The sequence below is a fragment of the Rhodococcus aetherivorans genome (assembly GCF_025722975.1).
GTDB classification, from domain to species: Bacteria; Actinomycetota; Actinomycetes; order Mycobacteriales; family Mycobacteriaceae; genus Rhodococcus; species Rhodococcus aetherivorans.
Map to the genome: position 1 here is coordinate 4,337,909 of NZ_CP106982.1, position 18,694 is coordinate 4,356,602.

Below are 18,694 nucleotides of genomic sequence, written 5' to 3' on the forward strand. Positions count from 1 at the left end.
ATGGGACTGTCGTTCACCCATGAGGCCCTTCCGCAGCGCGTGGTGTTCGGGGCCGGAGGCGCACGCCGCCACCTCGCGGCCGAGATCGACCGGCTCGGCGCCGCGCGGGTCATGCTCGTGGCATCGGCGGCGGAAGATGCCCTCGCCGACCGCATCGCCGGGGACCTGCCGGTGGTTTACCGCTGGTCGGAGGTCCATCCGCACGTCCCCGTCGAGGTTGCGCGACGAGCACGGCGGGCCGCAATCGACGCCGAGGCCGACGCCCTCGTCAGTATCGGCGGAGGATCGGCCGTCGGCCTGGCCAAGGCCGTCGCGATGACCACCGGCCTACCGATCGTGGCCGTGCCGACGACCTACGCCGGTTCGGAAGCGACCAACGTGTGGGGGCTGACCGAGAAGGGGGTGAAGACCACCGGCGCCGACAACGCGGTCCTTCCGGCCTCGGTGATCTACGACTCCGAGCTGACCGTCGGCCTGCCGGTCGATCTGAGCGTGGCCAGCGGCCTGAACGCGCTCGCCCACTGCATCGACTCGCTGTGGGCCCCGCGCGCCGATCCGATCAATGCCGCGCTCTGCCTCGAGGGCGCCCGTGCCCTCGCCACCGGCCTGCCGGAGGTTGTCGCGGACCCCGGCGGCATCGACGGCCGCGACCGCTGCCTGTACGGCGCGTACCTCGCTGCCGTGGGGTTCGCGTCGGCCGGCGCGGGCATGCACCACCAGATCTGCCACGTCCTCGGTGGCGCGTACGGTCTGCCGCATGCGCAGACCCACGCCGTCGTGCTGCCCTACGTGCTGGCCTTCAACGCCGCGTCGCTCCCCACGCTCGGCCGGCGCCTCGCCGTCGCGCTGGGATCCCCGACCCCGACGGATCCCGATGCGGCCTCCGCTGCGCTCGACGAACTACGGCGGCGCTCCAACGCTCCGACGTCTCTCGCCGAGCTGGGGATGCGCGAGGCGGACCTTCCCGACGCGGTGCGGCGCTGCCTTGCCGCCGTTCCCGACACCAATCCCACACCCGTCACGCCGCGGAACCTGACCGAGCTGCTGTACGCGGCGTGGTCGGGTCGGCAGACCCGGAGGACTCCGTGAACACCGCATCCGATCACCCTCACGAGCCGTGCCACCCGACCGCCCGCCCACTCGACGCGGCGCCCTCCGTATCGCCCGAACAGGCACGACGCGAGCAGGACCTCGTCGACCGGGTCGTCGCGTCGTTCGACAACACCGGTTCGCCGCGCCTGCGTCAGCTCATGCAGGCGCTCGTCCAGCATCTGCACACGTACGTGCGCGAGGTACGGCTCACCGAGCAGGAATGGAGTACCGCCGTCGGCTTTCTCACCGAGTGCGGACACATCACCGACGACAGACGCCAGGAGTTCGTCCTCCTCTCGGACGTCCTCGGTGTCTCGATGCAGACCATCGCCGTCAACAACGAGGCCATCGGCGACGCCACCGCGTCGACCGTGTTCGGGCCGTTCTTCGTCGACGGGTCACCGCGCATCGAGACCGGCGGCGACCTGACGTTCGGCGCGAAGGGCCAACCGTGCCGAGTGCAGGGCACCGTCCGCGACCTCACAGGCCGGCCTGTGCCGGGCGCGCGCCTCGAGGTGTGGGAGGCCGACGAGGACGGACTGTACGACGTGCAGTACCGCGACGAGCGCGTCGCGGCTCGCGCTCACCTGTTCACCGGCGACGACGGCCGGTACAGCTTCTGGGGACTGACCCCCACCCCCTACCCGATTCCGCACGACGGTCCGGTCGGGCGGCTGCTCGAAGCCGCCGGGCGGTCACCGATACGCGCGTCCCACCTGCACTTCATGGTGTCCGCGCCGGGACTTCGAACGCTCGTCACCCACATCTTCGTCGACGGCTGCGACTACCTCGACCGCGACAGCGTGTTCGGTGTCGAGGACTCGCTCGTCAAGGACTTCGTCCAGCACTCGGCTCAGGAGCCGCCGCCGGACGGACACGACCTCGCGGGGCGCAGCTGGGCGAGCGTCGATTTCGACATCGTGCTGGCGCCCGCCGAGTAGGCCGGCCGTGGCGACGCCGGTACCGACCGTCCGAGTTTGTGCGGCGCGCGCCTAGACGCGGACGGTGACGTCCGGGTTCTCGGGGATGCGGATTCCGGCCTCGGCGAGACGCTGGGCCGCGTCCTCCGCGGTGGACGGCCGGCCGGTGGTGATGTAGCTGCCGGTCGGCACCACGGAGTGGACGATGGTGTCCGGGTAGACGTGCACGAGGTTGAAGCCCTGGGCACCGTCGTGGCCGCGCTGGCACCCGGCCGGAACGTTGAGGTCCTGGGTGTAGCACGTCGAGGAGGCCACGGAGACGGGGATGTCGGCGAAGGTCGCGGTCGTGGTGTAGTGCAGGTGCCCGGCGAGGATGGTGCGCACGTCGGTGCCGCGCAGCACCTCGGCGAGGCCGGCCTGGTCGCGCAACTCGACGAGCACGGCCTGGTCGAACACGCTGGGCACCGGCGGGTGGTGCATGGCGAGGATGGTGCCGAAGCGCGCCGACGTCTCGAGTTCCTGCGCCAGCCAGTTCAGCTGTTCCTGCGAGATCTCGCCGTGGTGGAAGCCGGGCACCGAGGTGTCGAGGGTGATGATGCGCAGGCCGTTGACGTCGTATACGCGGTCGATCGGGCCGGTGGACGGCGCCTGATCCAGCAGCAGTTCGCGGAAGGTGGCGCGGTCGTCGTGGTTGCCCATGGCCCACACGATCTGCGCGCCGAGTGCCTGCGCGACGGGCTCGACGAGGCCGCGCAGCTTCGAGTAGGCGTCGGGCTGGCCGCGGTCGGCGAGGTCGCCGGTGAACACGAGCGCGTCCGGCTGTACCTGGGACGCGCGGATATCGGCGAGAATCTGCCGCACCCGGGCGTCGGCGTCGACCGTCCCGTAGAGCAGTTCGTCTCCGCCGACCAGGTGGGTGTCGGTGATGTGCAGCAGGGTGTGCGAGGGCCTCGGGTATTCGGCTATTCGCTCGGCCCCACGAGGGCTGCCCATGATCTCTCACTTCCGTTCGCCGACGTGCTCAGGGGCACACGTCGAGTATGACCATAGTCGAACGGGTTCGGGTTGCCCTTGGGCACCCCGGAGTCGACGCGACGGCGAACAGGGCGGAAACCTCGGGTGCCGTCAGGCGAGGTGCGCCCCCAACGGCGTGGATTCCGGCTGGTCGAGGCGCCAGAACATGCCGCCGTCGCACGATTCGACGTCACCGCTGAGGTAGCTGGCGACGGCGACGGCGGCGGTGGTCGGATCGGGAAACCGCCGGCCCTCCATCGGACCGGCCGTGATCTCGAGGACGCCGGTGGCGGGGTCGAACCGCCCCTTGACCCGGTAGCCGTCCCAGTCGGCGAGCACCGGCAGCCGCGGGTCCTCGGCGACCTCGGGTTCGGCCGCCCCGCGTGCCTTGCCCGAGGCGCTCGCCTTGCGCGCGCGGTTGCGGGCGAGCCGCTCCTGCTCGGCCTCGGCCGCGTCGTCGTCGGTGTAGCGGGTGGTGTCCTTGGCCGGCGTCAGGCCGAGCAGGTCCCAGCGGTCCTTGCCGTGGGCGACGCTGCTGAGCGGGATGGCGTGGCTTCCGGTGCGGGTCCGGCCGCGCGCATCGGCCATCCAGATGTCGACCTCGGCGGCGATCCCCGCCGCGACCTCGTCGGACGGAAGCACGAAGTACGTCACCGGGGTGCTCCCCAGGTCCACGAAGACCCAGAACTGCGAGCCCGTGTCGTCGGCGTCCGGCAGGGCGTCCTGCCGTCGCGCCTGCCAGTCCCCGTCGATCTTGGCGCGGACGCGCACGATGCAGCTGTCCCCGTCGACGCCCCACACCTGGACCGGGTTGCGCGGCAGGTGCTCGAGCCGCTCGGCGCGGCCCCCGCGCTGGATGACCTCGGAAATGAAGGCTTGGATGCCTCGACCGGCCGTATCTTGCACTCGACTGCGTCCATTTCTGTGCTGCGCCCCGTACGCATCGGTGAGCTGTGTTGCGACGGGTCCAACGCGGCACGACTCGAGTTTCTGTACTCCAGAGTACGGGCAGGGGTTCGGCGGTGGCCGGACGAGTCGGCCTTCGGTGGGTCGGACCGGGTGCCGCGACGATGTCCGCCCCGCGCCGACGAGGGGTAATTTTGCTGCCATGAGCACGTCCTGGCAGGACCCGAAGGCTGTGAACCTGATGCTCGACGACTGCGACACCTGGGCGGTGGTCGGGCTGTCCGGCAATCCCGGCCGGACCGCGTATCGGATCGCGCGCCTGTTGCAGGAGCGCGGCAAGCGGATCGTCCCCATTCATCCGAACGCGCCGACGGTGCTCGGCGAGCAGGGCTACGCGTCCCTCGCCGACGTCCCGTTCCCCGTCGAGGTGGTCGACGTGTTCCGCCGGTCGGAGTCGGCGGGCGAGTTCGCCGACCAGGCCGTCGCGATCGGCGCGAAGGGCGTGTGGTTCCAGCTCGGCGTGATCGACGAGGACGCGTTCCGGCGCACCACCGAGCAGGGCGTGGCGATGGTGATGGACGCGTGCCCGGCGATCGAGTGGGGCAGGCGGCGCGGCTGAGCCCGCTGCTGCGCCGCGGCGTCGCCCTCGCTGACCGGCCGACCCGCCGGCGACGGCCGGCCGCCGTGCCGATCGAGCGGAGGGATCAGGACGCCAGGATCCGGGCCTTCTCGGCCTCGAACTCGGCCTCGGTGAGCACGCCTTGTGTTTTCAGCTCGGCGAGGTCCTTCAATGCGGCGATCCGGTCCGTCCCTCCCGGCGCCGCCGGGGCGGCCGGCGTCGGGGCAGGTTCGGGCGGGTACTGCGCATCGCGGTCGTATGGAGCCTGCTCCTGCGCCGCCCAGCGCCGGCCCTGCCGCCGGGACACCCGGTTGGACACGGCGGTGGCGGTTCCGGCCACCACGGCGGTACGGGCGACTCCGCGAAGCAGTCCGGGCATGGTGCACTCCTCGGGTACTCGAATGGCATGTCGATTCGAATTACTTTGCTCTACTTCAGCTTTCAGATCCAAGGGCGTCCAGAGACGACAGGATGCTCTGCACCGGGATGCGGCCCGACGCGACGAGCTGGGCGCCGTTGCGACGCAGTGCCCGCGCGAAGGGCGCGGCCCAGGTGTTCTCGTAGACCAGGACGGCTGCCGAGCAGCCCGGCTCGAGCGCGGCTCCGGCTTCGGCGAAGTCGGTGTCGTCGAGCAGACCCGAGGCGGCCTCCGCGAACAGGGTCACATCGAACTCGCCCTCGAGCCCGACCTCGGCGATGTCGATCCCGGCGACGGAGCCGTCAGGGTCCTTGCGGACGAACGCCAGGTCCAGCACGCGGATGATGCCGCGCTCGACGAGATCGCGCAGGAGCGGTAGCGCCGACCCGTCGGGAGGGCGATCGGCAGGAAACTCGATGACGAAATAGTCGACCGGACCCATCTCGTCGATGTCGGAATCGGTCACCAGGAGCCTCGTTTCAGCGACGGAACCAGTGTTCGGCGGGCGCACCACCCCACCACCTGTTCGACGATAGTCCGCGCGCGGCAACCCGCATCGGTTTTTGCACATGCGGCATCGGGACACCGACCCGCCCCCGGCGCATGCCGGTCTCGTGACCGCTTCGAAACGGGAAAAAGGCCCAAAGCCACTGCAGAGAAACAGAGCCGAAGCGCACACTGGGCGATACCAGTCCCGCCTCGGAAGGGGAGCATCATGTCTCAGAACGTGCGTGCCGATCAGGAAGGCATGTCCGTCAAACAGGGCATCGCCGCGGGGACGTCGATCGGGGCCGCGGTCATCATGGCCACGATCGGCATCCTGCAGTTCTTCCAGGGGATTGCGGCGGTGGCCGAGGACGAGGTGTTCGTCCAGGGCCAGGAGTACACCTTCAAATTCGACCTCACCACCTGGGGGTGGGTCCACATCGTCTTCGGCGTGGTGATGGTGGTCGTGGGCATCGCCCTGATCAGCGGCGCGACGTGGGCACGAGTGTCGGCAATTGTCATCGCTGCGCTGTCGATCCTCGCGAACTTCCTGTGGCTCCCGTACTACCCGTGGTGGTCGATCCTGATCATCGCGCTCGACGTGGTGGTGATCTGGGCGATCTCGACCTGGAACCCGCGAGCCGACTACTACTGACCAGGGCGAGGAGGAGATCCGGACCTTCGTTCCCCTGCTGATCGAGAAGTCGGCCTGGCGCGAAATCGGGAATGCTTCTCGCTCGTCCCGGACCGGTCGCACATAGGCGGACAGCAATGACACCACAGGGAACCGGGGCCCAGGACGATTCGGCGCCGAGCGCGCCCGACACGGCGACCACCGGTGCAGGTCTTCCCGGCTCCGGACATCGCACCGCGACCGTGGAGGCCGCGGCAGGAGACGACGAGAGCCGGTCGCCCGAGACCGTGGGCCGCCGGAAGCTGCTGTACGTCACCCTTCCGGGGTGCTGGGGCGCACTGATCTTCGCGTGCTTGTCGTTCACGCCGTCGCTGCTACCACGCGGAGGCCTGCTCCAGGGCCTGATCTGTGGCATCACTGCCGCGATCGGCTACGGGTTGGGGGTGTTCGCGGCGTTCGTGTGGCGCGCATTCGCCGACCGAGGCCCTCGACGTCCGCGGCGCGGCTCCTGGCTGGTCTTCCTCGTCGCCGCGGCGGTGCTGTTCGTCGGCTCCTTCGCCATCGGTCAGTACTGGCAGCACGAGATCCGCGTGTTGATGGGGGTCACCGAGTACAACGTCGCGCTCGTGGTCCTCTCCCCCGTCGTGGCTGCAGTGATGTTCGGTCTCCTCCTGGCGGTCGGGCGCGGCGTCCGGGGCTTGTATCGCTGGCTGGCCGCTCTGCTCAACCGGTGGATCGGACATCGCGCGGCGACCGTGGTCGGGTGGCTCGCGGTCGCCTGGCTCGTCTATGCGGTCGTGTCGGGTGTGCTGCTCGGTGGCCTCGTCGGTGTCGCCAACTCGGCGTTCTCGGTGCGGGACACCATGACCCCGGAGGGCATACAGCAGCCCACGACCGGCCTGCGTTCGGGCGGACCGGGATCGGTGGTGCCGTGGGAGTCGTTGGGGTGGCAGGGGCGCAGCTTCATCGGCTCCGGCCCCTCCACAGAGGAGCTCACACAGTTCGCCCAACGCCCGGCCCTGGAGCCGATCCGGACCTATGCCGGACTGGCGTCGGCCGACGACTCCGAATCCCGGGCGGCGTCGGCGGTCGAGGACCTCAGCCGTGCCGGAGGTTTCCAGCGGGGGAACCTGCTGGTGATCACCACCACGGGAAGCGGGTGGGTGGACCCGGCGCTGGTGGATTCGTTCGAGTATCTCACCGGTGGCGACGCGGCGACCGTGGCGCTCCAGTACTCGTACCTGCCGTCGTGGATCTCCTATCTGGTCGATCAGTCGAAGGCCCGGCAAGCCGGTCGCGATCTGTTCGACGCGGTCTACGACGTGTGGTCGAAACTGCCACAGGACAACCGCCCCCGGCTGTTCGTCGCCGGAGAGAGCCTCGGCTCGTTCGGCGGCGAGACCGCCTTCAGCGGCGAATACGATCTGCGCAACCGCACCTCGGGGACGCTGTTCGTCGGCCCCCCGAACTTCAACACCCTGTTCCGGGAATTCAGCGATCGGCGTGCCCCGGGCAGCCCGGAGATCGAGCCGGTCTACCAGAACGGGCGCACGGTGCGGTTCACCAACGATCCCCGGACGGAGATTCCTCCCGCGGACACGCCCTGGGACGGCAGTCGGGTCCTGTACCTGATGCATCCGTCCGACCCGATCGTCTGGTGGAGCCCGAATCTGATCCTCGGCGAACCGGACTGGATCGGTCAGCCACCCGGACAGGATGTGCTCGAGGAGATGTTCTGGATGCCGTTCGTGACGTTCTGGCAGGTCACCGCGGACCTGCCGTTCTCCACCGGTGTCCCGGGCGGCCACGGCCACAAATACACCTCCGGGTACGTCGACGGGTGGAACGCGGTCATGCAACCGACGGGGATCACCCCCGAGCAACTCACCACCCTCCGGACGATCATCGAAGCCGGCGAGTAGGACAGGAGGGGCGTTCCGGTGGCGATGATTCGAGTGATGTTCCGGCACCGAATCTTCCGAGACCCGGGGAACCACCTGCTCGTCGACGTCGACGACAGTCCGACCAGGGCGTGGCGGTAGTGATGGACGCGCGCCCGGCCGTCGGGTGCGGCAGGCGGCGCGGCTGACGGCCCTACCGAGCGGCCGGCGAGCGGGCGACGCACCCGGGCACGGCCTCCCGGGGTGCGGCGAGCCGGTAACTGCCGGCGTGGAACAGCAGCGGCTCGTCCTCTCCCCGTTCGTACTCCCGCACCCGGCCGACGAAGATGGTGTGATCGCCCTCCACGTAAGCATTTTCGCGGGTGCACACGAACCGGGCGAGGCATCCGCCGAGCAGCGGCACCCCGCCGGGCCCCTCGTCGACCGGCAGCCCGGCGAACTTGTCCTCGGCGGGCCGGGAGAACCGCTGCGACAGCCCCTGCTGCTCGACCCCCAGCACGTGGACTGCGAAATACTCGGCGGTGCAGAATGTTTCATAGCTGGGCGCCCGGTTGGCGAGGCAGAACAGCAGCAGGGGCGGATCGAGCGACAGGGAGGTCAGCGAGTTCGCGGTGATGCCGGCCCGCCGGGCGCCGGCGCCGCGCGCGGTGATGACGGTGACGCCGGTGGCGAACTGACCGAAGGCGTTGCGCAGGTCGCGGAGATCGAGTCCGTGGGTGGTCATGGCGTCACTCCTGTCCGGCGAGTTCGGCCATGAGCTGATCGGCCCGTTCGGGGCCCATGGCGGTGTAGCCGCCGTCGACGGCGTAGTCGGCTCCGGTGACGAACGACGCCTCGGGCGAGAGCAGGAACCGCACCACGGCAGCCACCTCCGCCGGGTCGCCGGTGCGGCCGAGCAGGTGCAGCGGCGCGGCCACCCGGTCGGCCTTGACGCGGTCCCCGCCGGCGAGCTGGTCGATGGCGTTGGACCAGGTCCAGCCGGGCGAGACGGAGTTGACGCGGATGCCGTCGGCGGCGAGGTCGAGGGCCATGTTGCGGGTGAGCTGGACCATGGCGGCCTTGCTGACGGGGTACGTCCAGCGCCCGGCCTGCGCGACGCGCGCGGAGGTGGAGGTGAAGTTGACGACGGCGGCCCGGTCGGAGCGGCGCAGCCACGGCAGCGCGAGCCCGGTGAGGACGGCGGCGCTGACGACGTTGACGTCGAGGGTGGCGAGCCAGTCGGAGCGGGTGGAGGCGGGCCCGTTGTCGCGGTAGACGCAGGCGAGGTTGACGAGGTGGTCGATGCCGCCGTGACGGTCGGCGATCGCGGCGACGGTGCCGGCGAGGGCTTCGTCGTCGGTGAGGTCGGTGCGGTGGAAGCTCGCCTGCTCGCCCAGCCGGTCGGCGACGGCTCCGCCGGCGGGATCGACGTCGACGATCGCGACGGACCAGCCGTCCTTGGCGAGGGCTTCGGCGACGGCCGCGCCGATCATGGTGGCGCCGCCGGTGACGACGGCAGTGGGGGCGGTGGTGGTCATGGCTGCTCCGGGGTCGTGGGGCGCGGTCCGTCGTCGGCGGGTTCGCCGGTGAGGGCGGCGCGGGTGAGCTCGAGCCGGGATCGGATCCCGAGCTTGCGGTAGGTGGTCTTGAGGTACTGCTTGACGGTGTAGCGGCTGAGGAAGAGCTTCTCGGCGATCTGCTGGTCCTGCAGGCCCGCGACGGCGAGGGCGGCGATCTCGCGTTCGCGGGCGGAGAGCTGCGAGGCGAGGTGGTCGGGCAGCGCGGCGACGCCCGGTGCGGCGGGCAACAGCTCGAGCAGTGCCACGACGCGGCGGGCGCCGCCCCGGTCGGTGACGCAGCTCTGCACCTGCAGGTGCCGGGACACCCCGTCGAGGCGCACGTCCAGGACGAACGTCTGCCGCATGCCGGCGTCGGCGTCGCGGCCGGGCCCGCCGGCTTCGATGAGCCCGGTCAGCCAGAGCGTGGGCTCGCTGATGCCGACCCGGCCGAGCAGGGCCCGCGCGGCGGCGTTGACCTGGCGTTGCCCGGTGGCGAGATCGAGGATGACCGTGGCCTCGCTCGACAGGTCGAGCGCGGCCCACAGGTCGTCCTGCACGGCGCGGGCCGCCTCCCGCCGGGCCACCTCGGTGACCGCGACACCCACGAGACGGCCCAGGGCGCCGGCGACGGCGATCTCCGCGGGCGACGCCAGCGCGAGCCGGTCGTTGTCGGCGAAGTTGAGGGTGCCGACGACGTGGCCGCGTTCGATGATGGGCGCCTCGAGCACCATCCGCATGTCGTGCAGGCGGGCCACGTCGCGGAAGAACGGGGACTCGGTCCACGTGTTCTCGCTCATCAGCCGGCTGCTGTGGGTGGGGCGGCGGCGTTGCTCGAGCGTGCGCAGCACGGGGTCCTGGTGGCGGCCGAGTTCCTCGTACAGCGTCAGGAAGCGTTCGCTGACGCCCTCCGCGGCGGCCAGCGGGGTGCGGCCGGGCGAGTCGCCGAACAGGTAGATGCCGAAGGCACGGGACGGCAGCACCCGCGGGACGAGGTCCATGCACAGGTCCTGGATCGCCTCGACCGTGTCGACGGCGAGGAGGGACTCGGCGACGTCGGCGAGATCGGTCGCGACGGTGCGATCGTCGTCGTCACCGTCGAACGGGAACTCGATGTCCATGGCCCCCTGCACCTCCTCGGCCGCCCGTGCGGCGGCCTCCACCCTCGTATCGGCAACCCGCCCGGCGTTCAGGACGCCGCCGGCCGGTAGCGGAGGACGAACGACCCGCGGTCGTCGACCTCGACGGCGAACTCGTCGGGCACCACGACGCTGCTGGTGCCCAGTTCGATGATCGCCGGCCCCTCCAAGTGTGCGCCCACGCCGAGGCCGTGCCCGTCGTACACCGCGGCCTCGACCATCGTCCGGTGCAGCACCGACCAGATCGGGCGGGTGCCGATCCGCCCGGTGCCGTCGCCGGTGGGCACGACGGCGCTGTCGAGGCGCGGCTTGGGGGTGGTGCCGACGACGCTGAGCCGGATGTTGAGCACGTCGATCGGCATGTCCGGGGAGCGGTAGCCGAACAGGGTGTCGTGCATGGCGTGGAACCGCTCGGCGACGTCGGCGAGGTCGACGCCGTCGAGGGACGACGGGTCGAGCGGCACGTTGATCTCGTACCACTGGCCGCGGTAGCGCATGTCCAGCGAGGGTTGCAGGGTCACCTCGGTGTCGGCGACGCCTTCCTCGGCGAGGATCTTGCGGCCGCGCATGGCCATGTCGTGCCAGATCCCGAGGAGTTCTCCGGTGTCGAGGGCGGCGAGTTCGGCCTTGTGGCTCTGCACGAAGTCGTGCTGGAAGTCGCACACGAGCATGCCGGCGGCGCAGAAGATCGACGACTCGCGCGGGGTGACGAGCACGGGGATCTCGAGTTCGCGGGCGATGGCGGCGGCGTGGACGGGCCCGGCTCCCCCGGCGACGACGATCGGGAAGTCGCGGGCGTCGAGACCGCGGCGGACGGTGATCTCCCGGACACCGGCGGCCATGCCGACGTTGACGACGTCGTAGATGCCGGCGGCGGCCTCCTCGACGGAGATGCCGAGGGGTTCGGCGACGTCGCGGCGGATCGCCTCGATCGAGGCCTCCCGGTCGAGGGGGATGTCGCCGCCGAGGAAGCTCGCGGGGTCGACGTAGCCGAGGACGACGTCGGCGTCGGTGACGGTAGCGCGGGTGCCGCCGCGGCCGTAGCAGGCGGGTCCGGGGACGGCGCCGGCGCTCTCGGGGCCGACGCGCAGCAGGCCGCCCTCGTCGACGTAGGCGATGCTGCCGCCGCCGGCGCCGATGGTGTGGATGTCGACCATGGGCAGGGCGATGCGGCCGCGGTCGATCTGCCCGTCGGTCATCACGAGCGGCCGGCCGTCGTTGACGACGGCGGCGTCGAAGCTGGTGCCGCCCATGTCGACGGTCAGGCAGCGGTCCCAGCCGTGCGGGGCGACCTCGAGCAGGCCGGCGGTGGGCCCGGACGCCGGGCCGGACAGCAGCGACAGGGCGGCACGGCGGGCCAGCTCGTCGGGGGTGGCGACGCCGCCGTTGGACTGCATGAGCAGCAGGATGCCGGTGAATCCCGCCGCGTCGAGCGCCTCGGTGAGCACCCGAAGGTAGCGCGTGATGATCGGTCCCGCATAGGAATTGAGCACGGCGGTGCTGGTGCGGTCGTAGTAGCGCACCTGCGGCAGCAGCTCGCTCGAGCGGGTCAGGTACACGCCGGGCAGCTCGGCGGCGAGGATGTCGGCGGCCTGTCGTTCGTGCTCGTCGCCGGCGTGCGAGTGCATGAACGACACCGCCACGGCCTCGACGCCCTCGCGCCGGAACAGTTCGGCGGCGGCACGCACGTCGTCGGTGGCGAGCGGGGTGACCTCGGTGCCCTCGTGGTCGAGGCGGCCGCCGACGGGCCGGCGCAGCGCCCGGGGCACGAGCGGCGCCGGCGGCGTGAGCCGGTTGTCGTAGGCGTCCTCGCGGGTGCCGTCGCGCATCTGCAGCACGTCGCGGAAGCCCTCGGTGGTGAGCAGGCCGGTCTTGGCGCCGGTGCGGGTGAGCAGGGCGTTGGTGGTGACGGTGGTGCCGTGCACGATGGTGTGGACCTGCGCGAGCAGGCCGGTGAGGGTCTCCCCGCGCCGCTCGGCGATCTCGGTCAGGCCCTTGACGACCGCGGTGGACGGGTCGGAGGGGATGGAGCTGGTCTTGTGCACGAGCCGGGTGCCGTCCTCGTGGACGACGAGGAAGTCGGTGAAGGTGCCACCGACGTCGACTCCGATGCGGATGCTGGGTGTTGCCGACATGGTCACTGTCCGCCTTTCCGGGTGTTGCGCAGCTGAGCGGTTGCCTCGGCGTCGAGGGTGCGGGTGGCGGCGTCGACGACGACGCCGTAGCGGATGCGGGCCTGTTCCGCGGAGAGCAGTTCGTTGCGGACCTCGTCGGCGACGAGGTCGGCGGGCCGCAGCAGCGGGTCGCCGTAGCCGGCGCCGCCGCCGCTGACGGAGCGGACCACCGAGCCGGACGGGAGCTCGACGAGTTCCTTCGACCCCCACTCGTGGGTGGTGCCGTCGGGGTATTCGACGGTCATGCGGTTCATGCCGGAGGGGCCGCCGCCGAACAGGCCGGCTCCGGGGGCGCCGCCCTCGGATTCGACGGATTCGCCGATGGTGACGCCGATTTCGGAGTCGCCGTAGCAGCGCCACGCCGAGCGGGTGCCGAGGCCGCCGCGCCACTGGCCGGCGCCGGCCGAATCCGGTAGGTACTCGTGATATTCGAGGAAGTGCGGGCTCGACAGCTCGAACATCTCCGGGTCCGGGGAGCGCATCTGCCCGGCGGTGCCGGTGAAGCCGAGCGCGTCCCACCCGTCGGTGCCCTTCATGGCGCCGGGGCCGTTGCGCTGGAACACGGTGAGGGTCACGAACGGCTGTTCGGTGCGCGGGTCGGTGCCGTTGAGGGCGGTGCAGATGAATTTGTTCCACCCGGCGGTGACGCGGTCCGGCAGGGCGTCGGCGAGGGCCGACATGATGGCGTCGACGACCTCGTCGCACATCTGGTTGCCGAAGATGGTCGCGGCCGGGAAGTGCGGGTTGAGCAGCGAGCCGGGCCGGAACACGGTGTGCACGGGCCGGAACAGGCCGTCGTTGGTGGGGATGTTGATGCCGCCGGCGGCGACGAGCATGAGGAACGCGATGCGCACGGCGCCCATCGCGGAGGCGGGCGGCATGTTGGTGATGCCGGGGGCCTGATCGTCGGTGCGGGAGAAGTCGAAGGTGACCTCGTCGCCGGAGACGGTGATGTCGCAGGCGACCTTGTAGCGGCGAGTGGGGTCGAGGCCGTCGGAGATCATCCAGCTCTCGCCGTGGTACACCCCGTCGGGCCAGCGGCCGATCTCGGCACGGACCTGCTTCTCGGAGCTGTCGAGGATGTAGTCCATGTGGGCGTCGAAGGTGCCGCGGCCGTAGCGGCCGAGCAGTTCGACGAGGCGGCGCGAGCCCACGGTGCACGCGCCGACCATGGACTTGATGTCCTCCATGACGAAGTCGATGCGGATGTTGGCGCCGACGAAGTCCCACACGTCCTTGCGCAGCACTCCCCCGGCCATGATCTTCACGGGCGGGATGCGCAGGGCCTCCTGCCAGATCTCGGTGGCGCTGGGGTTGTAGCCGCCGATGGTCATGCCGCCGATGTCGGCCATGTGGCCCTTGGCGGCGGCCCAGCCGACGAGTTCGCCCTCGTGGAAGATGGGCAGGTAGACGCCGGTGTCGGCGTTCTGGTTGCCGCCGGTGTAGACGTCGTTGTGGAGGATGACGTCGCCTTCGGCGATGTCGTCGCCGAAGTAGTCGATGATGTATTCGAGTGGCGGCTGGGCGCCGAAGGCGATGATGGCGGCGAACTCGGCCTGGGCGAGGGTGCGGCCGTGCTTGTCGAACAGCACCGTCACCAGGTCGCCGATCTCGTTGAAGATCGGCGAGCGGGACGAGCGCATCAGCATCGTCGCCATCTCCTTGGCGATGGCGTCGACGCGCCGCTGCAGCACCGACGCGAGGATCGGGTCGATGGCGGTGCCGCCCGCCGTGCCGGCGGTGGGGCGTTCCAGGGTGGTCATGATTGCTCTACCTCTCTCAGACCCGGTACAGCTCGGTCGGAAACTTGGACAGGGTGCGGGTGCGCCCGGCCTCGACGACGCAGGTGTCGGCCATGTAGCCCATGGCGCCGGAGTCGGCGTCCCACAGCATGGGGTGCAGGGCGATCACCATGCCCTCGGCGGTGGCGGTGACGGCCTCGTGGTTCTCGTTGTCCTGCACCATCTCCAGGCCCACCCACGGCTCCTCGAGCACGTCGAGGCCTAGGCCGTGGCCGGACCAGTAGGACGACCTGACCCCGTGCTGCTCGATCGCGGCGATGACGTCGCGCTGCACGCCGGACATCGTGGTGCCGGGGCGCAGGGCGGCGCTTCCGGCGGCCAGGCCGGAGCACACCGCGTCGGCGAGGCGCTGCACCTCCGGCGTGGGCGGGGCGAAGGTGACCATGCGGGACAGTTCCATCCAGTAGCCGGCGGGCCCGACGAGTTCGTAGCTGAAGGTGAACACGTCGTGGGCGGTGAGTTCCCGGCCGCCGGGGGCCCCGAACGTCGGGCACGGGCCGGTCGGCTCGTCGTCGGCGTACATGGTGAGGAACAGCGGGTCCTCGGCGCCGAGCGAGTAGGCGACGCGGTACATCTCGGCGGCGACGGCGCGTTCGGTCGTGCCGGGGCGGGCGATCTCGAGCAGCCGTTCGAAGCAGCGGTCGGCGATGTACGCGGACTCCTCGGCGCCACGGATCTCGGCGGCCGTCTTCACGGCGCGGACCTGCTCGAACATCGCACTCGCGTCCTCGAACACGGTGCCGGGCAGTTCCTCGGTGAGGTGCAGGTAGTCCTCGACCTTCATGACCTGCCCTATGCCGACGATGCCGACGCGGGCCGGTGCCGCACCCCGGGTGAGGGTCTTGACGAGCGCCTCGGAGAGTTTCTCGGCGTAGACGTAGTCGTCGATCCAGCCGGTGCGGGGCCGGCGGCCGCCCTCGAGGTTCTTCGGCAGCACGAGGGTGGGCGCGGCGCCGGGGTGCAGGACGGCGTAGCCGAAGCGGTGCGAGAGGTTGTAGTCGGCGAGGTAGCGCAGGGCGCCCTTGTGGCCGCGGTAGTCGGCGGCGGCGAACAGCAGCGCGTCGTAACCGTCGCGCTCCATCCGCTCGTGCAGCAGCCGCCAGCGCCGGTCGCGCTCGGCGAGGGTGGCGATCACGCGCTCACCGCCCGCGGGAAGTGGCTGCCGCGCAGCGTGTTCCGGACCTGCCCGGCGAGGATCTTCGCGGTGCCGGCGGCGACGACCGCGCCGGGGCGGCGATCGGTGTGCTCGCCGATCCACCGGTCGGCGGCCGCGCGCTCGGTGAGCCACGGGAAGGCGGTGGGAGGTGCGTCGAAGACCTGCGCGAAGCGGGTGGCGAGGCGCTGGTCGGCGAAGCACGCGGTGAGCACCCGCTGCGGTGTCTTGCCGAGCGGTTCGAGGAGCAGGTTGGTGAACCGGTAGGTGCCGGCGATGTGCTCCTCGTAGACGCCTTCGAAGGTGCGGGTGATCCAATCGGCGTCGAAGGGTCCGTCGCCGCGGGCGAGGAGGGCGTCGAAGTAGTGCCCGGCCTGCCGGATGCCGGAGCCGGCGCCCTGACCGGCGACGGGGTCGTAGGCGACGGACGTGTCGCCGAGGCTCATCATCGGCCGGCCGCCCGGGGTGGTGCCCAGCCCGGAGCGCACGGACGGGGTGACCCGGCCCTTGAGCCACGAGTGCGGGTCGTCGAGCATCGGCTCCATGTTCCGCATCGACGGCCAGTCCCACGGGGCGTAGTCGCGGGCCAGGCGCGAGGCGGTCGCGAAGGCCTGCTCGACGGTGGTGACGTCGGCCCAGCAGTCGAACGGGCCGCCGGGCTTGGCCTCGAACACCAGGCACCAGACGTTCTCGCCGGACTTGTGCAGGAACGGCACCCAGAAGATCTCCCCGGCGTCGCCGAAGAGATTGAAGCACACGCCCGTCGAGCCCTCGACACGGTTGGGGAAGGCGGTGCCGTCGGTGGGGATGCCGCGCACGAGCACCATGGCGAGGTTGCGCTGCGGGGTGTCGTAGACGCTGCGCCGCGCGTCGCGGGCGAACAGCGACGACAATCCGTACTTGCCGGTGGAGACGACGGTCAGGTCGCTGCCGGCGGCGATGTCGTCGAGGTCGTCGGGCTGCACCGATGTCACGACGATGTTGCCGCCGAGTTCGGCCAGGCGCACCATCCGGTCGTACGACTTGCGGCGCACGTCCACGGCACCGCCGGCGGCGTCGCCGAGCGCGGAGCCGAAGTGCACCAGCTCCTGCCCGATCTTCGGACTGAAGCACACGTGCAGGGCGTCCATCGGCACGCCCTTGTCGTCGTAGCCGGGGCAGCCGAGCCGCAGCTCGGTGGCGACCGAGCGGTGGAACAGGGCCGCGGTGCCGGTCGGGGAGGTCTCGTGCAGGATCTCCTCGGCGGTCTTGTCGGTGTAGAGGTCTACTTGGAAGCCGTTGGCCTGCAGGGCCATCGACAGGAGGGTTCCGGCCTGGCCGGCCCCGATCACGGAGATTCTTCTCATGGCGGTCATCCCTTGTGCCGGTGGGTGGAGCGGTGGTCAGAAGAGTTCGAAGTACTCGCGGTGTTCCCACTCGGTGACGGTCTCGGCGTAGCCCTGCGGGTCGGGCTGCTCGGCCAGGTGCGCTTCGTAGCGCGAGACCTCGCTGGACTTCATGGTGACGAGGTAGTCGACGAACCGGTCGCCGAACGCCTCCCGGTAGAACCGGCTCGCCCCCAGGGCCGCGAGCCCTTCCTTCAGGCTCGTGGGCAGGCGCGGAACGTCGGCGGCGTACGGATCCACCGACGGGGCACCCGGCTCGGTCTTGTTCTTGATGCCGTCGAGCCCCGCGGCGGCCTGCGCCGCGATGTACAGGTACGGGTTGGCGGCGGGCTCGCCGACGCGGTTCTCGACATGTGAGGCCTTGTCACCGGGAGCGCTGATGACGCGCATCATCGCGGCCCGGTTGTCCAGGCCCCACGTCAGCCGGTCCGGGGCCAGGGAGTACGGGCGACGGCGGCGGTACCCGTTGATCGTGGGCGTCATGAACGGCGACGCGGCGGCGGCGTGGGCCAGGGTGCCGCCGACGTAGTGCCGGCCGATGTCGGACAGCAGCTCCCCCTCCCCCGGCACCATGACGTTCTCGCCGGTGACGGTGTCGACCAGGGAGGTGTGCAGGTGCCAGCCGCTGGCGTAGAAGCCGGGGATGCCCGGGGTGGACATGAAGGAGGCGAGGTAGCCACCGCGGCGGCAGATCTGCTTGACGGCGGAGCGGAACAGCAGCATCGAATCCGCGGCGGCCATGCCCTCGAGCACGTCGAAGGTGGTCTCGACCTGGCTCGGCGCCCACTCGTCGTCGATCGAGCGCAGCGGCAGCCCGAGCGCGGTGACGGCCTGTCGCACCGGGCGCAGCACGTCGTCGATCTCGTCGAGATGCGATTCGAGGAGGTAGTTGTAGCCGCGGGCGACGGCCGCGACCTCCGGCGGGTCGGCGGGCATCCCGGGGGCACCGAGGGAGCCGGTGACGAGCTTGTCGTCGAGGACGCGGGTGAGATACCACTCGACCTCGAGGCCGGTGATCAGGTGGTAGCCGGCGCTTTCGAGCTGGGCGAGGGTGTTGCGCAGGATGCTGCGGGGGGAGAACGGGAAGGGGCTGCCGTCGCGGAAGTACAGGTCGCACAGCACCCAGCCGGTGTCCGGCGCCCACGGCAGCACCCGGAAGGTGGTGGGGTCCGGAACCATGGTGAGGTTCGGGCTGCCGGACAGCTCGGGCATGTCGAACCCGCCGCCGGGGCTGAACGGGTTGAAGACGATGGCGTTGGCGGTGTCGAAGAAGAACGGCGCCATGGTGATCTCGGTGCCGGACTCGAGCGCCGCCAGGTAGCTGTCGACGGTCATCGTCTTGCCGCGGATCAGGCCGTGCTGATCCGGCCAGGCCAGGCGGACCATCTCGATGCCCTTCTCCGCGAGAAGGTTCCGGGCGCGGTCGGCCGCCTCCTGCTGCGCGGCGTCGTACAGGGCGTGGCGGGCGACGAACTTGGCTGAAGTGGACATGCGGTCCTCCGTGAGGGGTGGGTTC

The 18,694-nt window shown here is 70.7% G+C and carries 17 protein-coding genes; 5 read left to right on the forward strand and 12 right to left on the reverse strand.

The annotated features are described in order from the left end of the window. Positions 1–1,089: a maleylacetate reductase gene (locus tag OCS65_RS19645; protein ID WP_263507461.1), complete on the forward strand. Its 1,089-nt coding sequence runs from the start codon at positions 1–3 to the stop codon at positions 1,087–1,089. Beyond that, positions 1,086–2,033 carry a dioxygenase family protein gene (locus tag OCS65_RS19650; RefSeq protein ID WP_263507462.1) on the forward strand — a complete coding sequence of 316 codons (948 nt, stop codon included), beginning with the start codon at positions 1,086–1,088 and terminating at the stop codon, positions 2,031–2,033. The genes OCS65_RS19645 and OCS65_RS19650 overlap by 4 nt, the downstream gene beginning before the upstream one ends. A 51-nt stretch (positions 2,034–2,084) precedes the next feature. Here OCS65_RS19650 and OCS65_RS19655 read toward each other — a convergent pair whose 3' ends face one another. After that, positions 2,085–3,005, reverse strand: coding sequence for a phosphodiesterase (locus tag OCS65_RS19655; RefSeq protein WP_006933091.1), 921 nt, complete (start codon positions 3,003–3,005; stop codon positions 2,085–2,087). 132 nt (positions 3,006–3,137) lie between these two features. Then, positions 3,138–3,932, reverse strand: coding sequence for a hypothetical protein (locus OCS65_RS19660; protein ID WP_029542674.1), 795 nt, complete (start codon positions 3,930–3,932; stop codon positions 3,138–3,140). A 202-nt stretch (positions 3,933–4,134) separates the two neighbouring features. On the opposite strand from OCS65_RS19660, the gene OCS65_RS19665 reads away from it, so the two are divergent. Further along, a complete protein-coding gene (locus OCS65_RS19665; protein ID WP_029542672.1) occupies positions 4,135–4,551 on the forward strand; it encodes a CoA-binding protein in 417 nt (138 codons plus the stop codon). Positions 4,552–4,636: 85 nt separating this feature from the next. Here OCS65_RS19665 and OCS65_RS19670 read toward each other — a convergent pair whose 3' ends face one another. Beyond that, entirely contained in the window at positions 4,637–4,930 is a 294-nt protein-coding gene (locus OCS65_RS19670; RefSeq protein ID WP_029542669.1) for an SHOCT domain-containing protein, read from the reverse strand. Positions 4,931–4,985: 55 nt separating this feature from the next. Next, positions 4,986–5,435, reverse strand: coding sequence for a DUF6325 family protein (locus OCS65_RS19675; RefSeq protein ID WP_263507463.1), 450 nt, complete (start codon positions 5,433–5,435; stop codon positions 4,986–4,988). 249 nt (positions 5,436–5,684) lie between these two features. Between OCS65_RS19675 and OCS65_RS19680 the strand changes: the two genes are divergently transcribed. Together OCS65_RS19680 and OCS65_RS19685 are read left to right on the forward strand one after the other, a co-directional pair. Further along, on the forward strand, positions 5,685–6,110 hold the full coding sequence (locus OCS65_RS19680; RefSeq protein WP_006933103.1) for a DUF7144 family membrane protein: 426 nt from the start codon (positions 5,685–5,687) through the stop codon (positions 6,108–6,110). Between the two features lie 116 nt (positions 6,111–6,226). Next, positions 6,227–8,011 carry an alpha/beta hydrolase gene (locus tag OCS65_RS19685; RefSeq protein WP_263507464.1) on the forward strand — a complete coding sequence of 595 codons (1,785 nt, stop codon included), beginning with the start codon at positions 6,227–6,229 and terminating at the stop codon, positions 8,009–8,011. 172 nt (positions 8,012–8,183) lie between these two features. Here OCS65_RS19685 and OCS65_RS19690 read toward each other — a convergent pair whose 3' ends face one another. From OCS65_RS19690 to OCS65_RS19725, 8 genes are all read right to left on the reverse strand, one after another. After that, a complete protein-coding gene (locus OCS65_RS19690; RefSeq protein WP_006933107.1) occupies positions 8,184–8,714 on the reverse strand; it encodes a flavin reductase family protein in 531 nt (176 codons plus the stop codon). Between the two features lie 4 nt (positions 8,715–8,718). After that, positions 8,719–9,507 (reverse strand): SDR family oxidoreductase, encoded by a 789-nt coding sequence (locus tag OCS65_RS19695; protein ID WP_203329390.1) that lies wholly within the window; start codon positions 9,505–9,507, stop codon positions 8,719–8,721. Then, a complete protein-coding gene (locus OCS65_RS19700) occupies positions 9,504–10,646 on the reverse strand; it encodes a LuxR C-terminal-related transcriptional regulator (protein WP_139310991.1) in 1,143 nt (380 codons plus the stop codon). The genes OCS65_RS19695 and OCS65_RS19700 overlap by 4 nt, the downstream gene beginning before the upstream one ends. 68 nt (positions 10,647–10,714) lie before the next feature. Then, positions 10,715–12,799 carry a hydantoinase/oxoprolinase family protein gene (locus tag OCS65_RS19705; RefSeq protein WP_037200721.1) on the reverse strand — a complete coding sequence of 695 codons (2,085 nt, stop codon included), beginning with the start codon at positions 12,797–12,799 and terminating at the stop codon, positions 10,715–10,717. Positions 12,800–12,801: 2 nt separating this feature from the next. Beyond that, positions 12,802–14,601 (reverse strand): hydantoinase B/oxoprolinase family protein, encoded by a 1,800-nt coding sequence (locus OCS65_RS19710; RefSeq protein ID WP_065922788.1) that lies wholly within the window; start codon positions 14,599–14,601, stop codon positions 12,802–12,804. 16 nt (positions 14,602–14,617) lie between these two features. Next, complete coding sequence (locus OCS65_RS19715) at positions 14,618–15,775, reverse strand: M24 family metallopeptidase (RefSeq protein ID WP_263507465.1); 1,158 nt, start codon at positions 15,773–15,775, stop codon at positions 14,618–14,620. Then, positions 15,772–17,139, reverse strand: a complete 1,368-nt coding sequence (locus OCS65_RS19720) for a styrene monooxygenase/indole monooxygenase family protein (RefSeq protein ID WP_263507466.1) — start codon at positions 17,137–17,139, stop codon at positions 15,772–15,774. The genes OCS65_RS19715 and OCS65_RS19720 overlap by 4 nt, the downstream gene beginning before the upstream one ends. Before the next feature lie 36 nt (positions 17,140–17,175). After that, entirely contained in the window at positions 17,176–18,669 is a 1,494-nt protein-coding gene (locus OCS65_RS19725) for a glutamine synthetase family protein (protein WP_029542647.1), read from the reverse strand. Positions 18,670–18,694 lie beyond the last annotated feature (25 nt).